The following is a 17,717-nucleotide window of genomic DNA, read 5'->3' on the forward strand; positions in this document are numbered from 1 at the left end:
CTCCCGAAGCGACGCGACTACGAACTCGGAAGAGCTGGTGCCGACTTGGACGCAAGCCCCCCACTGGTGAAATATCCCTCAATCCACCTCAAGGGCCTCGCGCTCGGCGGCGAGAAGCCGCTCCAGGTGTTTCCGCGAGCTGTCGAGCGTGGCGAGCATCTGCGTACGAGCCTGTCCGAAGTTCGCGTCGACCTCCACGCCGAGGTCATGTCGCAGCGCCACCCTCAAGAGGTAGACGCCATCGGACATGGAGCCACTGAACCACGTCCTCGCCCGCGCGTAGGCCGCGTTCGGGTCAGGGCTGTGCGGCAACTGCTTGACGACTGAGTACCCGACTCCCAGGCCCCTGTTCAAGGCGGAGGCAACTTCCAGAACGTCCTTCGGCAACGCCATCTGCGCCTGTGCGTACTGGTCGGCCCAAGCGTCCTTTGCGGCGTCCAGGACCGCCGGCTCGCTGCTCTCACCCCGCTCGGCTGCCCGGACGGCGTCTCGGGCGGCGATCCGGTACGCGCGAGCCGTGGTGTTCAGCAGGGCATAGAGATCGCGCTTGGCTTGCAATGCCTGATCGGCGCGCAGCTCAGCCCGTTCAAGATCGGCGCGCTGATTCTGCTCCGCGGCCTGGGCCCGGCTCGCGCGCTGACTGAGCACCGCCCCACCCAGAGTCCCGCCCAGCGTCCCCCCGACGCTGATGAGCGCGACAGCAAGAGTGGTGACATCCACGTGATCCCCCAACCCGTCGATTCCGACTGCCCAGGGAACATCCTGCCCGGCGGCGTGAGCATCGCCAGCGGCAATACTCCAAGATCCCGCCCACGAACCCCGACATACGCCCTCTCCGGGCTGCGCTGCATCAGCCTGCACATACGCGAAGACCCCGGCCTCAGCGTTTCCGCTGGTGACGGGGTCTTTGGGCACCTAATTCAAGGTGCCCCCGGCAGGATTCGAACCTGCGCACACGGCTCCGGAGGCCGCTTGGGTATCAGGCAACGTTGCTGGTCACAGTCTTCTAGATGCTTTGTTGGCTGCGGCTTGTCCACAGATAGTCCACGGCGTCCTGACCGTTGTTCTGCGGGCCCGCTCGTTGTTGGAGCGGCTGCGGGGGCGCGGGCGCGGGCCTTGCGAGCTGGCAAGCGGACGAGGGTCGTGGCTTCCGATGCTAATCATTGAGCGTTTTCAGTGTGGCCACCGATCGGGTGACGGAGCGGTGTGAAGGTCGGGGTGCGCAACGGACAGGGCTCCCGTGCCGTTGAGAGAGGTGTTCAACGTCTCAACTCAGCAGCACAGGAGCCCTGTTGGTTCCGTATCCTGCCGCACTCGACCTGCCTCACGCCCTGGTCGAGTGGGTCACGATGCTCATCGTCACCCGCGAGGGTGACCGGCGGTGCAAACTCCCGCCGCACCGCCGTGCGCTCGTCGCACTCGTGTACCTGCGCCGGCATGACACCCTCGCCCGCATCGCCGCGGCCTTCGGGATATCCGTCGGCACCGCCCACGCCTACATCACCTCCGTCACCGGCTTGCTCGCCGAGCAGGCACCGGGCCTGCTGAAGACGCTGCGCGAGCACGACCCGGACTTCGCCCTCCTGGACGGCACGCTCGCCGAGTGCGACCGCGTCGGCGACGGCCGGGCCGACTACTCGGCGAAACACAAACGGCACGGGGTGAACGTGCAGGTCGTCACCGATCCGGCCGGCGAGATCCTGTGGCTGTCCCCAGCGCTGCCGGGCCGGACCCACGACCTGACCGCCGCCCGCACCCACAAGATCCTCCGGATCTGCGAGCGGCAGGGCGTCCCGGTCCTCGCCGACATGGCCTACATCGGCGCCGGTGACTGGGTCACCACCGCCAAGCGCCGCCCGCCCCACGGTGAACTCACCTTCACCGACCGGACCAGGAACCGGGCCCTCTCCGCCGCCAGGGCACCCGTCGAACGCGGCATGGCCCGGCTCAAGTCCTGGCAGATCTTCCGCAGATCCCGCATCAGCCCCAACCGCATGACCGTCATCGCCAAAGCCGTCCTCACCCTGGAGAGGCAACGCTGAAAAGGTTCATTCATGCCCGGGCTGGAGGCTGCCCCCGCGCCACCCGCCAGCTCGGCGATGGCGCAGCTAAGCCCGGAAAAGCTCAAATGCTAGCTAGTCCCGCAGCGCGCGCACCGTTCCCCAGTCGGCCCCGAACCCGATCTGTGTGGGATGCACAAAGCTTGCACCCGTGGAAAAGGTGTTGATGACTGTCTTCTCGCGTGCTTCGGCCAAACCTTCGTGGTCGCGCAGTTCGGCATCCTGCTCATATTCAGATAGGAAGCCTTCGGCGATGGGGTAGCCATCCATGTGCGCGTACCCAAGATCTCCCACACCCGCGTTGGTGTGCGCGAAGATGAAGTGTTGGTAGTTGCCAGGGTTTCCAAGGTAGTGAGACTCGGCATACAGGAAGTTGTTCGCTCCAACACGGACGATCCGACCGTCTGGCTCAGTTGGCAGATCCCGGAAAGTACTTTTACCCAGCTTCACTGGAAGGCCATCCCAGGTGAGGTGTTTTGTGCTGTAGCGGAACCATTTATGCGTCACGGTGATAGCGAACGCCTCGATGCCTTTGGCGGCACTGTGTCGTACCTGGACCCAGGCGTACGCTGTCGTGTAAACGTAGGTGTTGGTGCTTGTACCTATCTGTTGCTCAAAGACTGGTGCGCCAAACAGGCTCTCGACGTGAGCTAGTGTGCTACCAACGGCCAGCCGGTTCAGCTGCTTTCTGACGCTGCGTCTCTTCCCAAGCGTTGCGGTATAGCGGCTCTTGCAGAACTTCCCAGACGTGACAAGGAAGCCCCATACGCCGGCGGCAGATGCGCCGATCTTGATGGCGTCCGCGGTGCCAAGGCTGTGCCAGTTCAAAGCTGTTCCTCACCCAGTTCTATGAAGCGATGTCTAGGTCGTGTCGCATGGCGGCCCTCATTTCGCCCAGCAGATCCCAGGACCTCAAGCGCCGAGACTCAGCTGCTTCAACCGTGTCACTTGGAGTTGCAGTGCCAGCATCAATAGCCTTCAGAATCCCGTAAAACTGACTGAGGTTACCGTTTACGGCACCAGCCTTTTCGAGCACCGAGTCGGGTACCACCATCTGAGCCTCAGCGTGACGTGACCGGTGCTCTCGTCGCATTTCGTCGACACTGGTCCGTAGCTCATCGGTTACGTTGCCAGCAATAATCGTGGCGAGGTAGTTAGTCAGTTCTGTCTGATACAGGCGGGCGGCGATGTTGAGCGCAACATAGCAGGAGCGTCGCGCTTCTAGCACTGCTTGCTGCGCTTGGTAGGCACGATCTTCTAAGCGCTGCTGATCGGCTCGCTCAAGTTCTCGTAGCTTATTGTGGTTCGCACTGCGTTGGGTGAGGAGTGCCGATGCGAGCGTGCCCGCGATACCCACCAGCGCGATGACTAAAGCGCTTGCAGACGGACTCACGGTCCCCCTAAGTTATACCCGCCGCGCGAACGGATCGGCATTGGTCGGCGGCAGTGGCTCGTAGTCTCGCCTAATCTTGAACGTACGTGGTGACGAAGCATCCATCTTCAAGTGGAGCTTGTCGTCTGCGAAGCGTTCGATCTCTTCGTCCCGGTCGATGCACCGCTTGTTAGATACATCCAGTACGGCGCACGTTTTCCCCGTGACTGCCGAGGTGTACATCAGACCGTCGATGCGATGTCCACTTTTAGGGTGGTGCACCTTGAGGAGGTACTCCGTCAAAATCTGTGTTGGGACATAGTCGATCTGCTCGTAACTTTCCCGGATTGGCTGAGTCAGCTCTTTGACGAAGTCTCTGAGGAACAGGATTCGATGTCGCTCAGCAAACCGTTCAATATCGAACTCGGAGGGCTCCAGAGGGATCTTGCTGCCAGTCAGGTCAACAACGGTGAACGGTTGCGTTGCCTGGAAGGAGGCAACGGTAACGTGTGTGTCGGAAGTCCGCACGAGACTTTCCCTCACGGCCGTGTCCGCGTCCTCGGCACCGTAGAACATGGGGATACCGGCAGGACTCATGCGGTTCGCTTGCTTCGCGTGCTCGCGTCCAGCCGTCCCCAGTTCCTTTGCTCCCCAGGAAACTTCAGCCTCCGTATGGGTACGGGCTCGCCAGAAGCTTTTCCCCGGCTCAATCGTGCGGTACAGGTCATGCTTTTCGACGTAGTCGCTTAGCGCCTGCATGACTTTAGCCGGGTGAATGCCGTCCGCGTCATAGTCCTGGCCTTGCCAGTCCTCGCGCAGCCAGAAGACATACCGGGACTCAAACATCACTGCGTGGCGAAATCGTTCCCAACCACTACTGAGCGCTTCGCTTGGCGTGTAGTACCAGAAGTCGTTATCGGTCCATGTCTTGTCAACGATCGAGGCACGTACGGCTTCTAGCAAGTCGTGATTGGCAAAGACGTGCTCGTATTCCCAGACCAGTTCGTCAGTGTCGAAGATGTTGCCTAGATACTCGCCAGTCTCGGAGTCGCAGCGATGCTCATTGTCTGCATCTTCGTAGCGGCGCGTGACGCCATTCATGAACGCTTCCATGAAGACGTCTAGTTCGGCGGCCGGACTTTCATCACAGAAGATACAGGTGTGCTCGGGTGATGATGCCTCGCGAACCTTGCTTGCAAGGAAGGGCTCGTCAACGCACTGCTCACACACCCATTGGTTCCCCGTGGGGTACCAGCCCTGGGCTTCCACTTCTTCCATGTACCGCTTCGCGAGCCCCATATGTTCCCCCGATGGCCTGCAATGTCGTGCGCTACTTCGCGGTGGTGGCTTCGGCCTCTGGGGCGGAGAGCCCGCGTATGAGCTCGGCCGGGTCGAGCTGCAAGGCGTCGGCGATCTTGAGGATGTTGTGTAGCGAGACGTTGCGTTGTCCGCGCTCCACCTGACCGATGAACGTCCAGTGCATCCCGCTGTCGTCGGCTAGTCCCTCTTGGCTCTTGCCGAGCTCGTTGCGCCGGCTCCGGACCCGGGCGCCGAAGGTTGCTGCTGCGTCTGAGATGGGCTGCTTTGGCATGTCGTGCCCTAGCTCATACGTCCCATGCCTCAACATCCAGAGACGATGTATCCCGACTATATATGTCCCATGACTATGTGTCCTATGGGCTGGCCGTGCAGCACCTCGGTTGGTGGAGGAGGTGACACAGCTATGCGCGGATACATGAACGGCGGTGGAGGCGGCACTGACGTCGGCACCCAGAGCATCAGAGGAAGCCCCGAATTCGGACGGCGGATTCGGGGCTTCATGCTGTGTGCATTGACCTGACCTGTACGCCTCTACCGCAACAGACTCGTCCTCTCTGCGTCCAATACCCACGTCCGCATCGTAGGCCCGATAGCGCAGCGTTGAGGCTGAGTTGCCTCGGTAGGGACCTGAGCCTGGGAAGCTCGGGTTCTTTGCCAACAATTGCTGCGCTGACCTGCGGCGCAGCGGTTTCGAAGACTGGGACACCTGCGCTGCCAGTCTCCACTGTTCCCCGTGGTTCCCCGCACGATATGGCACGCGTATGGCACGCGGCTCACCGTGGCTTTGGTGGCCTAGGGACATCCTTGTCGATCAGCCCGTTGATGAACTCGACTGCGAACCGGTGCGATTCGGGTGATACATCTGCGGGTTCGCCGGCGTACCAGCGGAAGGTGCCCAGCTCTCGTTCGGCCGAGTTCAGCCAGTGGGCCAGACGGTGAAGCTGCCCTCCGCTCAGCCTGATGGCGGCCTGGTGGACCCACGCCTCATCTGGCCCGGCGTAGGTCTCCAGAGCCATGACGGCCAGCTCGACCTGGCCCGGCTCGAAGACGGACCGGCAGAGGTCACGGGCGTCGGGAGAAATCGGCGTACGCCGAGGATGCGGCGTCCAGGGCTGTAGGACAACGAAGCGTTGTCGCCGGCCGGCGAAACCCGGACTGTGACACGTGACCTCTTCGTCCCGAACTCTCGGCTGGACGGTCACCGAGGTGCCGGTGTGTTGGTCGGTGGTCATCGACAGCTTCTGACGGTCGGCTGCGGTCGCGGTGGTTGCTGTACTCCGCTGCTGTACTGCAACAGATCCGGAGTGTTCGCGTCGATCAGACCCAGACCTCCTTGACCTGCGACGAGTAGGTGAGGCAGCGACGGCGGCACTCACTGTGTCGGAGGTGCGGCGAAGCAGACCGGCTGGACGGTGTGTCTTACACGCTCCGAAGGCCTCACGACGGACCCCTCGGGCATGTGTAGCCCGGCATTGGTCAAGCTGTCGAGCAGCAGAGCGTGCAAGCGGCAGGCCCCACAGCTGGCTGCACTGGACAGTTGGGCCGAACCCGTCCCCAACTACTCGCGGTGTCCGTAAGATCCACTCTATGTCTGATGGTCTGACTCGACTGATAGGCCACGAGAGGCAGGGGGCTCGGAATTGCCTGTTCTTTGCAAATGGGCTGGCTCATAGCGACGGGGCGTGAGATGACGCAACCATTGAGCCAATCTAACGGTGCGACGACGACGGACGTATTGATCGAGCATCGTCGTAAGATTGCGGATCTCGAAGAACGCATCAAGAATCGCCGCCTGCAGGCTATCGGGCTACACGGGACGCCGATTGTCGTCATTGCCGCACTTCTGTTGTGGGAGTTCTGAAGATTTCCTTTTGGCTGCACTCGAACACTCCTAGCGTGATTGACAACGTCTGTTCCTTCTTTGCGTTCGTCTCGGGTGTTGCTGTCGTCGCCCAGCTGGCGGCGGAGTTCAACAATTTTTGGACAGACGCGCGAACTCCAGTCAGGAAGCTCAAGCTCGAACTTTCTCGGGCTACGGAGAAGCATATCCTTGATGCCCTCCGGCACACTCCTCCGCCTATGGATCGACAAGCGTCTTATAGAGAAAGACTGCCGGCGGAGATGAGCCGGTTGCGTAAGGAATCGCGACATTACAGACGCATGCACTTGCTGATGCAGTGGATGCTATTTGTCACCTCGGCAGCGATTTCCGCAGTAACTGCTTGGTATGATCCGCCCCAGCCGGCTAAGGGGATCCTTATTTGTTTGGGCTTCACCGTTACGGTTATCACCGCTGCGGCTGGGTACTTCAAGCCCCGCGAGAGAGTGTTTAATCTCCAGCAGACAGCCGACAGTATCGAACAGCATTCAACTGCCCTAAAATTGGGCATTGCTCCATATAGCGAAAGTGATCAATCGCGGAATCTTGAACTATTCGCTACCACTGTTGAGGGCTTGCGTGCTGAGCAGCGCATGCGGGAGCAGCAGCTTGACCAGCCGCAGCAGGGTCAGCAACAAGTGATCTAGCCTCGATCTTTCTTGATGGGCCGCCGACGGAGTCGGCGGCTCTTCTTGTTGCCGGTGGCGGAGGCTGGGCAGGCTGAGGGCCCGAGTGTCGTCTCGGGTGGACGCCGGGTTCCACTGCTCCGGTCTGGGGGTTCTCTCACAGGGACGGGTGGATCTGCTGGTCAGCCGGGGTTCGGCAGGAGTGCGAGCCGTTCGAGGGCAGCGGTGATGTGGCTGGACCAGGGCCAGTGCCCGGCAAGGCGGAGGAAACGCCGACGACCGGTGGTCACGAGCTGTCCGGCCGTGGTGAAGAGGCGGAGCCGCAAACGGCGGGGTTCCCAGAGGCGGGCCTTGCCGGTCAGCGCGAGCATCGGCATCCAGGCCAGCAGGTCCAGGGCGATCTGCACGATCTCCAGCCAGATGCGGTTCTGCGCGGTGTCGTGCAGGGGAAGGTTCCGCAGTCCGGTCGAGCGGGCGGCCCGGATGCGGTCCTCGGCCCTCGCCCGCAGCCGGTGACGGAGCTCGAGCTCGGCGATCGGACGGCCCGGCGTGTTGGTGGCGAAACACGTCAGCCGCATGCCGTCCGCGTCCGTGAGCCGCAACTGAGCCCCGGGATGGGGTCGTTCCTTCCGGACGATCAGCCGTATCCCCTTCGGCCAGCCGTCCAGGACATCGCCGGCCAGTTCGGCGACCCAGGCCCCGTCCCTGATCTCGCCGCCGGGCTCGACGGCCGGCGTCCAGGCCGACGCGGGGACCTTGAGCACGTGCTGGTGGATCGCGTCGGTGATCACCATCCCGACCGAGTAGGACAGCCACCGCCCCCGCCGGGCGAGCCAGGACACGAAGTCGTGGGTGCCGCCCGCGGAGTCCGTGCGGATCAAGGAACCTTTTCAGCGTTGCCTCTCCAGGGTGAGGACGGCTTTGGCGATGACGGTCATGCGGTTGGGGCTGATGCGGGATCTGCGGAAGATCTGCCAGGACTTGAGCCGGGCCATGCCGCGTTCGACGGGTGCCCTGGCGGCGGAGAGGGCCCGGTTCCTGGTCCGGTCGGTGAAGGTGAGTTCACCGTGGGGCGGGCGGCGCTTGGCGGTGGTGACCCAGTCACCGGCGCCGATGTAGGCCATGTCGGCGAGGACCGGGACGCCCTGCCGCTCGCAGATCCGGAGGATCTTGTGGGTGCGGGCGGCGGTCAGGTCGTGGGTCCGGCCCGGCAGCGCTGGGGACAGCCACAGGATCTCGCCGGCCGGATCGGTGACGACCTGCACGTTCACCCCGTGCCGTTTGTGTTTCGCCGAGTAGTCGGCCCGGCCGTCGCCGACGCGGTCGCACTCGGCGAGCGTGCCGTCCAGGAGGGCGAAGTCCGGGTCGTGCTCGCGCAGCGTCTTCAGCAGGCCCGGTGCCTGCTCGGCGAGCAAGCCGGTGACGGAGGTGATGTAGGCGTGGGCGGTGCCGACGGATATCCCGAAGGCCGCGGCGATGCGGGCGAGGGTGTCATGCCGGCGCAGGTACACGAGTGCGACGAGCGCACGGCGGTGCGGCGGGAGTTTGCACCGCCGGTCACCCTCGCGGGTGACGATGAGCATCGTGACCCACTCGACCAGGGCGTGAGGCAGGTCGAGTGCGGCAGGATACGGAACCAACAGGGCTCCTGTGCTGCTGAGTTGAGACGTTGAACACCTCTCTCAACGGCACGGGAGCCCTGTCCGTTGCGCACCCCGACCTTCACACCGCTCCGTCACCCGATCGGTGGCCACACTGAAAACGCTCAAGGTCTGGCGCCCGCGCCGGTACTTCTTCGGCAACTGGGCCAGCGCCAGACGGGTGGCGGTGATGTGGTCGGCGGCAGTGTTCGATCCCGCGTTCCCCGGCCTGAGCAGGGCCGCGACCGGCTCACCGGTGCCGCCCGGCCCGTGGTCGACGTACCCCATCAGAGGGTGATGCCCGTAGGTCCGCTTCCAGGTCGGGGCTGCATCCTCCTTGTCGGAGTGCGCGATCACCAGCACCCCGTCGAGGTCGACGGTCACCGTTCCACCCGCCTCGGGCGCTTCCTCGCCGGCCAACCGCCAGACCAGTTCGCGGACTTCGGCCCGCGCGGAACGAATCGTCGCCAGAGCTTCCTCGCCGGAGGCGGCGAGGGCGTCGACGAGGCGGGAGACCGTCGGGTCGGAGGCCACCGGCCCGAACACGGCCGGCTCCGCCCGCAGCATGCCGACATCCGCGAGGCAGTCCCCGCCCAACGCGACCGCCAGGGCCACATCCAGCAGGACCTTGCCCGGATCGTGCACCGCCCGAGCCTTCCGCCACGGTGCCAGCGCCACTGATATCGCGGTGTCGAGACCGGCCTTGCGGACGGTCTCGACCAGCAGCACGCTCCCGGCCTGCGAGACCACCGCCCGGCCGCCGCCCTCGATGCGGACACGCGGGTAGAACCCGATACGCTTCTTCACCTGAAGAGTGCTTCTTCCCATGCAGCCAACAGGACCCTAGACAAGTCCCATCGTTGCAGGTCAGGAGCACTCTCCGCTTATTTGATCAAGCTTCGGACAGCCCACCTCGTGAAAGCGCGAGGCTAGGGCCTGTTCGATGTTTGTGATCAATCGGCTCCAAAGGGGGAGGCTCCACGGTGCATTTTTCGCGCCTCCTCCTGAGCTACTGAGGGGCTTCGTTCGACTGACGGCCGGCACCGTTGCGGTCCGTCTCAGCCTCAGCCCACGAAAGTCCGCCACGAGGGTGCGTCAGTCGACCGAGCGGGCGCGCGTGTGCCTCGCTGCACCGCCACCGGCCCCAGCCACGCTATCGGTGCCATCGATCGGGGCAAGCTTCGACGGCAGGACCGAGAAGGAGGCCCGGAGGGATGCCACCCTCGAAGCTCTCAGCTTAGGAACTTGTTCGCCGTTGGGCGTAGGCGCGGCTTGCAGCCGCCGGTATCGCTTGACGCGATGCTCCCCAACAGGGTCGGGGATACCGTGGCCAATCGTCGCGCTCGATGGACCGGCCGCCCGCGTCGCTGACTGATGCTGTCCCGAACTGGCCTGCCAGCCCAAACACGCCTATCTGTCATGGTTTGATCCAGTAGGGGGCGTGGTACGAACGTGGTACGGTCCCCGTCGTGCGGGTCGATGAGCTCATCTGGGACGACTGGAACGAGCAACACATTGCGGAACACAATGTGACGCCCGACGAGGTTGAGGAGGCCTGCCAGACGAAACCGATTCAAGCCCGGCGCACGCGCGACGATAAATATGCAGTCTTTGGAACAACTGATAGCGGCCGGTATCTGACGGTAATCCTGTCCTCTCGGGGAAGGAATTCCTACTATGTGGTGACGGCTCGCGATATGGACGTAAGGGAGCGCGCAACCTACAGGAAGGCAGGGAAATGACCGGAGAAGAGCTTCGCCCACAGGCGGAAAGCCCTCAGGAACTCAACGAATTGGCGCTGCGCTACCAGTCGACAAGCATCGTTGACATGGAGAGCGAAGAGGTTCCGATTGAATCTTCACGGATGCCGATGGTATCCCGCTCCATTCGCATGGAGCAGTCGGTCATGTCTGAAATTCGCAAGGTTGCCGCGCGCCGTGGAATTCCGGTCACGCAGTTGATGCGTCAATGGGTACAGCAAGGACTCGAGCAGGCCCAAGCCGAGGAATCGGCATCGAACGTGCATCCTGCCCACTGGGCTGCGTCGGTGGTTATTACTTCTGCCGCTGAAGAGTCGACCCAAGTTTCACCAGAGCAAGTTAGGTTGTTCACCAGAACCGTTCGAGGTCGGTACGAATTGGGTGCGGTCCGCACTGCACTGACTTCGGGAACGCGTACGCGGGACGCACTCAACACGCTCATGCATCGGCACGCGGACGGCAAGTAGAATTCCGCGACTAGGCCCGCGAATAGAAATGGACGGCAATGTCTGCCTTGGATGACGTGGACCACTCCCTGGTGGCACTAGTTAACGTGATCAACAGCGCCAATGAGGACCCCGGAGGTCCCTGGCTAGTATTGACCACCGGAGGGCTGGTTGTCAGTGGCCAGCTAATTCCGAACTGGCTATGGTTTGAGTCGTATGAGAGCGAGATTTCCGCTCAGGATGAAGACAATGCTTGGACGGTCTACTTTTCTTCCATCAAGGATTCCATTAAAGAGCAGTTCGAGGAACAGCGAAAAGCTGAGGTGGCCGCCGAATCCCTGGGGGTGAGGTACCAGCAGGCGATTCTAGATGTGCAGGACACGGCATTCATCCATCTCAGAGAAGCGAAAGTCTTCAGTCCGGGCCAGAAACCGATGCCTGCTAATGGGATGCGTTGGCGGGGGCGGCTAGTCGACATCGCGGGTTGGTCCTTCGGTAAGTTGGGGGCGGACTGACACGGATCAGTCGCCCCGGCACCGATGTACTCCCTACCGGGCCTCAAGCACCTGATCGCTGTATGCGCGGCCTGGCCGCCGGCCGGGCTGGAGCGGGACGGAGGCAGGAGCGCAGGCCCGGCCGGGGGCCGGGCCGCGCGCGGGGAGCGGAGCGAGCCGCCTTGAACCAGTAGAGAAATTTTGAATCATGGCCTGGGTGCTCGGTCGTGACCGCCATCGCTTGCGGGGCAGGCTCTCGTTGTCATGTGGTGTAGAACCCTCGGTATGGGGAGTGAGCGACGGGAGCTGATGAAGGCGCTTGGTGCACGCCTTCGAGGGCTTCGCACAGAGGCCGGCCTGACTGGTGCTGTTCTGGCGCAGCGTGCCGGCGTGGGGCAACCGACCGTGTCCAAGGTGGAGAACGGACGCATGGTCCCCAGCCTCGATGTGCTGGGGCGTCTGTTGCTCGCTCTCGATCTCGACGGGTCGACGTCTCGCGAAGTGCGGGAGCTCTTGGTAGCCGTGGAAGCTGCGCCTGACGCAGTCGAGGCCGACGAGGTGGCTCCACCCGGGACGGTCCTCGATGACGCGGTGCGGTCTGCTCGGCTGGTCCGGTCGTTTCAGTGTGTCGTTCTGCCGGCCATGCTTCAGAGCGCCGAGTACGCCAGGCACGTCTTCGCGAGTGCGCCGTACTCGACGCCGGAATCCGTCGGTCGCGCTGTCGCTGCTCGTGTCGAGCGGCAGAGCCTCTTGTACGAGCCGGGTCGGGAGTCGGTGTTCGTGCTGACCGAAGGGGTGTTGCGTACCTGGCCGGGGGATCCTTCGCTCATGCTCGCCCAGTTTGACCGGCTGCTGGCTGTCGAGAGTCTGAGCACTGTGCGCCTGGGGGTGATCCCGTGGCGTCGTGCGGTGCCGGTCATGCCCCGGCACGGGTTCACCTTGTGCGACCGGCGGGCGGTCGTTGTCGAAGCCTTCCGCGGTGAGCGAGTCGTCGAGGACTCCGACGAGGTTGCCGCGTATGAGGAGATCTTCCGGCGCTTCGAGGAGGCGGCCGTCTTCGGCCGCGAGGCGCGCGAGCTCCTGGTTCGTGTGATGCGGGAGTTCCAGGAGTTGGAGGACTCCGCCACCCGTTAGAGGAATAATTCCTCAAGATGCCTGGCCTGGTGGTCACACGTGGGAATACTCTGCTCGCTGAGCCGTCTAGCCCCCTAGACGAGGAGGAGTGTTTCTCATGCCCAAAAGCTGGTGCCGGATGTTCCCCGGCCTGACCTGGCAGGTTGCCCAGGCCCGTCACTTCGTCGCCGCGTTGCTGGAGGACGAGACCGCAGAGCTGGTCGACGACGCCGTCATGGTCGTCGGCGAGCTGGCGGCCAACGCCGTCAAGCACACGCGGAGCGGCTGGTACCGAGGATGGTTCCTCGTGCTCGTCCACTTCGCGGATGACCTGGTTCGTATCGAGGTCGTCGACCAGGGCGGCGACGAGGAACCTATGGTTCGGAGCGTCACCAGGCACGTGGAAGAGGACGGCCGCGGGCTGATGCCGATTGCGGCCTGCGCCAAGAACTGGGGTGTGAAGGACCGGCCTTCGGGTGCCCGCTGCGTCTGGGCCGAGCTGGTGCGGACCGGCTCGTGATGGGCGGCTTTCCGGCGGTGATGTGTGGTGGCCTCGCGGGCAGTGGAGTGTGAGTCCCCGGGGAGTGCCTGGGCGTCGGGCCGGCTTCTACGTGATCGGAGTTCATTCGGGCAGGCGACTCCCGCCCATTCCGTCTAGGGCCCTAGACTCCTGGTTACTTCTAGGAGGTGTGGTCATGTCGGACGAGTTGCAGCGGATCATGGCGATCGATGATCCGTACCTGCTTCTGCGTGAGGTCACGACACGGTTGGCCGACGCGCAGCAGGAGGTGACCGAACTCGCCCGGCTCCGCCGTCGTGTCGTTCAAGACCTCCATTCGCAGGGGTTGTCGTACGCGCAGATCGCCGAGAAGGCCGGCCTGAGCCGCGGGCGGATTCACCAGATCCGTCACACGGGCCCGGCGCCCGAGGGTGCGTTCCTCGGCGCGGGCGCCGTCACGGTCGTGACTCCGCTGCGGTGGGACGACGAGAAGAAGCGCCCGGTCGTCGCCATGGCGGACGTGAACTCCGGCAGGCGGCTCGAAGAGCTGGCCAAGTCGTACGGGCTCGACGTCAGCTCTGGTCACGTCCTGGTGAGCGGTGAAGTCGACCTCAACCGTGACGGCCTGGTCGTCGTCTGCGGACCGGGCATGTCCCAGACCATGAGTGACCTCTACGCGCAGGATCCCGTACTTAGCTGGGAACACCCCAAAGGCGAGCCGTGGGCCCTACTGGACCGACGTACCGGCACGGCATACCGAGCAGGAGCGGACACCGAGCAGCAGCGCCCGCACGACGTCGGATACCTCGGCAGGCTGCCCCGCCCGGACGGCAACGGCTCGGTACTCGCGATCGCCGGTATCCACACCGCAGGCTCCCTCGGCGTCGTCCAGCTGCTCGCCTCCGACCTGAACACGCTATGGGGCCAGGTGGGAGAGCATCACTTCTCCACGCTCGTAAGCGTCGAGTACGACCCCGAGACGGACGAACCACAATCCGTCGAACTGCTCACCCCCCTCTACCGACACGACGAGGAGACGACGGCGTGAACGTCGCCATCGCCTCACTGCCCGCCGAACCCGGCCAGGCGAACGAGGACTTCGCGGCCGCCGCTGCCGGGGCGGCTGTACTGCTGGACGGGGCCGGCGTCGCTGGGGCAGATACCGGGTGCACGCACGGCATCGCCTGGTTCTCCTCAACGCTGGGGGGCCTGCTGCTGAGCACCATCACCGCACACCCTGCCCGGCCGCTCGCCGACTGCCTGGCCGACTCAATCCGGGCTGTTCGGTCCTTGCACGAGGACAGCTGCGATCTGTCCTATCGCGCGAGTCCAACCAGCACGGTGGTCGCCGTCCGGGCCGGCGCGGAAGCTCTGGAATACCTAGTGCTCGGCGATTCGACGCTTCTCCTCGCCAACCAGGACGGGAAGACAACCGCGATTACCGACCAGCGCCTGGACGAGGTCGGGAAACGACTTCGCGGCCCGGTCGACGAACTGCCTACCGGCTCACCCGAGCATGCCGCCGCCTTGGCCGATTACCGCGACGCTCTGACGGGGCTCCGTAATCGGCCCGGCGGCTTCTGGATCGCTGGACCTGATCCGCGAGCGGCCGATCACGTCCTCACAGGGACGGTTCCAGTGGCGTCGCTGGCGTCTGCCACGCTGCTCAGCGACGGTGCGACACGGCTCGTCGACTCCTTCGACCTGGACACCTGGGAAGAGACGCTGACTGTTCTCGGTTCATCCGGGCCGGCTGAACTCATCCGCCGCGTCCGGGCGGCAGAGCTCGACGACCCCGATGGCCGGCGCTGGCCCCGCGGCAAAACACAGGATGACGCCACGGTGCTGCACTGGACGTTGTCGTAGCGCTCGGCTGCTACTGCTTGGGCTGGGCGCGTTCCCCCAACTCGCTGATCAGCACTCCGTCGAGTGGTTGGAACGGTGGCAGCCTCAGGCTTCGCCGACATGCGGCGATCCGTTCCAGAGCCCAGGACTGGACTGCGCTCCTGTCCTGAACGATCTGCAGGAGCTCCCGCACCGATCGTTGAGCGTCGTCCATCCAGGGGGCGACAGGCTCCTCCTTGAGCGCTGCCGCGAACCGATTTCGCGCCACGGGGGCATCGCCCACGAGTGCCGCAGCGACTCCGGCATGCCATGACTCCCAGAACCATCCGAGCCTGACCGGCTGGGCGATCAAGTGATTCGCTACGGCCTGCAAGTCGGCGAACCTACTGCGGAGCTCCTGCACTTGTGCCCCAGCGCGTGAGGCAAGGTGCTCTGCTTCTCGCGAGAACTGCTCATCGTTGCGGTAGTGCTCGGTCGCTCCCACCCGCTCACTGACGTTGAACGTGAAGTGGTCCGAGTCTTGCCATAGCCACATGGCCCCGACGTGCAGTCCGCTGCCCTGACTCCATTGAGACGAGGGGTACTCGACGAGCCCGAGCCACCAGCCATGATCGTCTAGCCACAGGCGAGAGCGGCCATGCTGGCGAAGCCCAACGGGTCGGAGCCGAGCCTTAGCGGCCGCAGCCACGAGCCGCGATGCGGGAGAGGTGGACGCCATGACGGCATTCTCCTCGCCGGCCGTCGCGATCCGCCATGACCCAACCACCTCGTATACCCCCCTAGACAGTTGACGGTCCGTCGGTCTACTGTGGTCGTCAACCCCCCTAGACAGTTAGGGCGGGTCACCCCTCTGCTGTCTAGGGGGATATTCAGGCCCGAGCGGTGCGGCTTGGTCGCATCACCAACCAAGTGAGGTTCAGGAAATGCGTGTCATCCCCGTAGACGTTTCGGCCGCGACGCTCCTCGTCACCAAGCTCCCCGAGGTCAAGGTGAAGGACCGTCAGACCGGTGAGATCGCCATCGATCCGGTCACCAGCGACCGGCTGATGGTGCTGGAGCTGGTGTTCATCGCGGCGGGCGGTTCGGACATGATCAAGGTCACCGTTCCCGAGAAGGGCATCGGTGAGGGCCTGGTGATGGGAGCTCCGGTCATCCTGCCCGGCCTCATCGCCCGGCCGTGGGAGAGCGAGTTCGGCGGGCGGATGCGTCACGGCATCGCCTACCGGGCGGACGCGGTCATGGTCAACGCCCCGGCTTCGGTGCAGGGCTGAACGCCATGACCGACACCGTCTGGACGCTGACGCTGTGCCTGCTGGCACTCGCCGCCCTGTTGGTCCTGCGCCGCCGCGCACCGGTCGCGTTCTGGTGGCTGGTCGGCTACCCGCTCGTTGCGCTGCGCGTGCTCACCACCTATCGGACCACGATGGACGCGTGCGGCCTGACGGTCCCGGCCTCGGCCGTCCGTCGGGCCACGGCCCGGATGATCGGGCGGGAAGCCGCCCCCGTCCCGCCTCGGCGGTCGCTGCCGTGGCCGACCGAGTCCGGGCTTGTGATGCGGCTGCGCATGGCGACCGGGCAGGCTCCTGAGGACTTCATGGCCTCGGCCGACCGGTTGCGCCATGCCTGGGCCGCGCACGCCGTACACATCCGCCCGACTAAGCCTGGCTGGCTCGAATTGCGGCTGATCGGCTGGGACGTTCTCTCCGACGTGCAGCCCGTACGGCGGTGGAAGCAGCGCGGGCCGCTCACCCTTCCGCTGGCGCTTCGGGACGACGGACGTTGGCACGTACGCGACTTCCGCGCCGTGCCGCATGAACTCATCCTCGGAGCGACGCAGTCCGGCAAGTCCGTCTACCTGCGGAACCTGGTGTGCGGCCTGGCCCGGCAACGGGTCGTGCTCGTCGGGGTCGACTGCAAATGGGGCGTCGAACTCGCGCCGTTCGCACCCCGGTTGTCCGCTCTCGCCGACACTCCGGACCGGGCGAACGAACTCCTTGACGTCCTGGTGGAAGAGATGGAGGCACGGTTCCGTCTGATCGGTCTGTCGTCCGCCGCGGGCCCGAACGCCGTGCTCACCTCGGACGTTTGGGGGCTGCCGGACGCGGTGCGGCCGGTGCCGGTCGTGGTCGTCGTCGACGAGGTCGCGGAACTCTTCCTCGCCGCGAGCCGCGACGACGAGAAGCGACGCGACGCGATGGTCACCAAGTTGATCCGCATCGCCCAGCTCGGCCGTGCGGCCGGCATCTACCTCGAAGTCTGCGGGCAGTGCTTCGGCTCCGAACTCGGCAAGGGCGCGACCATGCTCCGCGCCCAGCTCACCGGCCGCATCTGCCACCGGGTCAATGACGAGTCCTCGGCGAACATGGCGCTGGCCGATATCTCTCCGGAAGCGGCGCTTGCCGCCACCTCCATCCCGGCCGAACGCCCCGGCGTCGCGATCGTCGGCGACTCCTCCGGCGGCTGGTCCCGCGCCCGCTCACCGCACCTGACCCTCGACGAGGCAGCGGCCATCTGCCGCGACACGGCCGCCCTGGTGCCGGAACTGCCCCGCCTCGACTCCTTCCGGCCCGCCGTCGCCGTCGAGTCCTCCAAGGCGTTCGCCCCGGCCGCTGTGCCCACCGCCCGCCCGGTGACCGAGTAGCCGCACCACCCTCCCCACGGCT

General features: G+C 64.5%; 19 protein-coding genes, 1 tRNA gene and 2 pseudogenes. 12 read left to right on the forward strand and 10 right to left on the reverse strand.

Annotation, left to right across the window (positions count from 1 at the left end; genetic code table 11):
* Nucleotides 1–78 precede the first annotated feature (78 nt).
* Nucleotides 79–720: a hypothetical protein gene (locus OG802_RS24145; protein WP_329413572.1), complete on the reverse strand. Its 642-nt coding sequence runs from the start codon at nucleotides 718–720 to the stop codon at nucleotides 79–81.
* Nucleotides 721–926: 206 nt separating this feature from the next.
* A tRNA-Ser gene (locus OG802_RS24150) sits at nucleotides 927–985 on the reverse strand.
* Nucleotides 986–1,292: 307 nt separating this feature from the next.
* Here OG802_RS24150 and OG802_RS24155 point away from each other — a divergent pair.
* Nucleotides 1,293–2,042, forward strand: coding sequence for a transposase family protein (locus tag OG802_RS24155; protein ID WP_329407288.1), 750 nt, complete (start codon nucleotides 1,293–1,295; stop codon nucleotides 2,040–2,042).
* Between the two features lie 93 nt (nucleotides 2,043–2,135).
* Here the strand turns inward: OG802_RS24155 and OG802_RS24160 are convergent, their stop codons facing one another.
* The 5 genes from OG802_RS24160 to OG802_RS24180 form a co-directional block, all read right to left on the reverse strand.
* A complete protein-coding gene (locus tag OG802_RS24160; protein WP_329413574.1) occupies nucleotides 2,136–2,888 on the reverse strand; it encodes an ETEC_3214 domain-containing protein in 753 nt (250 codons plus the stop codon).
* Nucleotides 2,889–2,907: 19 nt separating this feature from the next.
* Entirely contained in the window at nucleotides 2,908–3,453 is a 546-nt protein-coding gene (locus tag OG802_RS24165) for a hypothetical protein (protein WP_329413576.1), read from the reverse strand.
* 12 nt (nucleotides 3,454–3,465) lie between these two features.
* Nucleotides 3,466–4,710 (reverse strand): HEPN-associated N-terminal domain-containing protein, encoded by a 1,245-nt coding sequence (locus tag OG802_RS24170; RefSeq protein ID WP_329413577.1) that lies wholly within the window; start codon nucleotides 4,708–4,710, stop codon nucleotides 3,466–3,468.
* A 52-nt stretch (nucleotides 4,711–4,762) separates the two neighbouring features.
* On the reverse strand, nucleotides 4,763–5,023 hold the full coding sequence (locus OG802_RS24175; RefSeq protein ID WP_329413579.1) for a helix-turn-helix domain-containing protein: 261 nt from the start codon (nucleotides 5,021–5,023) through the stop codon (nucleotides 4,763–4,765).
* Between the two features lie 502 nt (nucleotides 5,024–5,525).
* Nucleotides 5,526–5,984, reverse strand: coding sequence for a hypothetical protein (locus OG802_RS24180; protein ID WP_329413580.1), 459 nt, complete (start codon nucleotides 5,982–5,984; stop codon nucleotides 5,526–5,528).
* A 425-nt stretch (nucleotides 5,985–6,409) separates the two neighbouring features.
* Between OG802_RS24180 and OG802_RS24185 the strand changes: the two genes are divergently transcribed.
* Nucleotides 6,410–6,613 carry a hypothetical protein gene (locus tag OG802_RS24185; RefSeq protein WP_329413582.1) on the forward strand — a complete coding sequence of 68 codons (204 nt, stop codon included), beginning with the start codon at nucleotides 6,410–6,412 and terminating at the stop codon, nucleotides 6,611–6,613.
* Nucleotides 6,614–6,648: 35 nt separating this feature from the next.
* Complete coding sequence (locus tag OG802_RS24190; RefSeq protein ID WP_329413584.1) at nucleotides 6,649–7,278, forward strand: DUF4231 domain-containing protein; 630 nt, start codon at nucleotides 6,649–6,651, stop codon at nucleotides 7,276–7,278.
* Nucleotides 7,279–7,439: 161 nt separating this feature from the next.
* Here OG802_RS24190 and OG802_RS24195 read toward each other — a convergent pair.
* From OG802_RS24195 to OG802_RS24205, 3 genes and pseudogenes are all read right to left on the reverse strand, one after another.
* A pseudogene (locus tag OG802_RS24195) lies at nucleotides 7,440–8,141 on the reverse strand (transposase); the annotation flags it as partial.
* A 6-nt stretch (nucleotides 8,142–8,147) separates the two neighbouring features.
* Nucleotides 8,148–8,897 (reverse strand): transposase family protein, encoded by a 750-nt coding sequence (locus OG802_RS24200; RefSeq protein WP_329407288.1) that lies wholly within the window; start codon nucleotides 8,895–8,897, stop codon nucleotides 8,148–8,150.
* Between the two features lie 126 nt (nucleotides 8,898–9,023).
* A pseudogene (locus tag OG802_RS24205) lies at nucleotides 9,024–9,704 on the reverse strand (transposase); the annotation flags it as partial.
* A gap of 662 nt (nucleotides 9,705–10,366) precedes the next feature.
* On the opposite strand from OG802_RS24205, the gene OG802_RS24210 reads away from it, so the two are divergent.
* The 9 genes from OG802_RS24210 to OG802_RS24250 all read left to right on the forward strand — a co-directional run bounded on the left by OG802_RS24210 (nucleotide 10,367) and on the right by OG802_RS24250 (nucleotide 17,695).
* The gene (locus OG802_RS24210; protein WP_329413587.1) at nucleotides 10,367–10,639 is read left to right on the forward strand and encodes a BrnT family toxin; all 273 of its coding nucleotides are present in this window, start codon (nucleotides 10,367–10,369) and stop codon (nucleotides 10,637–10,639) included.
* The gene (locus tag OG802_RS24215) at nucleotides 10,636–11,124 is read left to right on the forward strand and encodes a hypothetical protein (protein ID WP_329413589.1); all 489 of its coding nucleotides are present in this window, start codon (nucleotides 10,636–10,638) and stop codon (nucleotides 11,122–11,124) included. Before OG802_RS24210 ends, OG802_RS24215 begins: the two co-directional genes overlap by 4 nt.
* 56 nt (nucleotides 11,125–11,180) lie before the next feature.
* Nucleotides 11,181–11,618, forward strand: a complete 438-nt coding sequence (locus OG802_RS24220) for a hypothetical protein (protein WP_329413590.1) — start codon at nucleotides 11,181–11,183, stop codon at nucleotides 11,616–11,618.
* A gap of 264 nt (nucleotides 11,619–11,882) precedes the next feature.
* Nucleotides 11,883–12,731, forward strand: a complete 849-nt coding sequence (locus OG802_RS24225; RefSeq protein ID WP_329413592.1) for a helix-turn-helix domain-containing protein — start codon at nucleotides 11,883–11,885, stop codon at nucleotides 12,729–12,731.
* Nucleotides 12,732–12,828: 97 nt separating this feature from the next.
* On the forward strand, nucleotides 12,829–13,230 hold the full coding sequence (locus OG802_RS24230; protein WP_329413594.1) for an ATP-binding protein: 402 nt from the start codon (nucleotides 12,829–12,831) through the stop codon (nucleotides 13,228–13,230).
* A 175-nt stretch (nucleotides 13,231–13,405) separates the two neighbouring features.
* Nucleotides 13,406–14,257 (forward strand): sigma factor-like helix-turn-helix DNA-binding protein, encoded by an 852-nt coding sequence (locus OG802_RS24235; RefSeq protein WP_329413595.1) that lies wholly within the window; start codon nucleotides 13,406–13,408, stop codon nucleotides 14,255–14,257.
* The gene (locus tag OG802_RS24240; RefSeq protein WP_329413596.1) at nucleotides 14,254–15,075 is read left to right on the forward strand and encodes an integrase; all 822 of its coding nucleotides are present in this window, start codon (nucleotides 14,254–14,256) and stop codon (nucleotides 15,073–15,075) included. The genes OG802_RS24235 and OG802_RS24240 overlap by 4 nt, the downstream gene beginning before the upstream one ends.
* Nucleotides 15,076–15,977: 902 nt before the next feature.
* Nucleotides 15,978–16,325 carry an SCO3933 family regulatory protein gene (locus OG802_RS24245; RefSeq protein ID WP_329413597.1) on the forward strand — a complete coding sequence of 116 codons (348 nt, stop codon included), beginning with the start codon at nucleotides 15,978–15,980 and terminating at the stop codon, nucleotides 16,323–16,325.
* A gap of 5 nt (nucleotides 16,326–16,330) precedes the next feature.
* Entirely contained in the window at nucleotides 16,331–17,695 is a 1,365-nt protein-coding gene (locus tag OG802_RS24250; RefSeq protein ID WP_329413599.1) for an FtsK/SpoIIIE domain-containing protein, read from the forward strand.
* Nucleotides 17,696–17,717 lie beyond the last annotated feature (22 nt).

It is taken from the genome of Streptomyces sp. NBC_00704 (assembly GCF_036226605.1).
Taxonomy (GTDB): domain Bacteria; phylum Actinomycetota; class Actinomycetes; order Streptomycetales; family Streptomycetaceae; genus Streptomyces.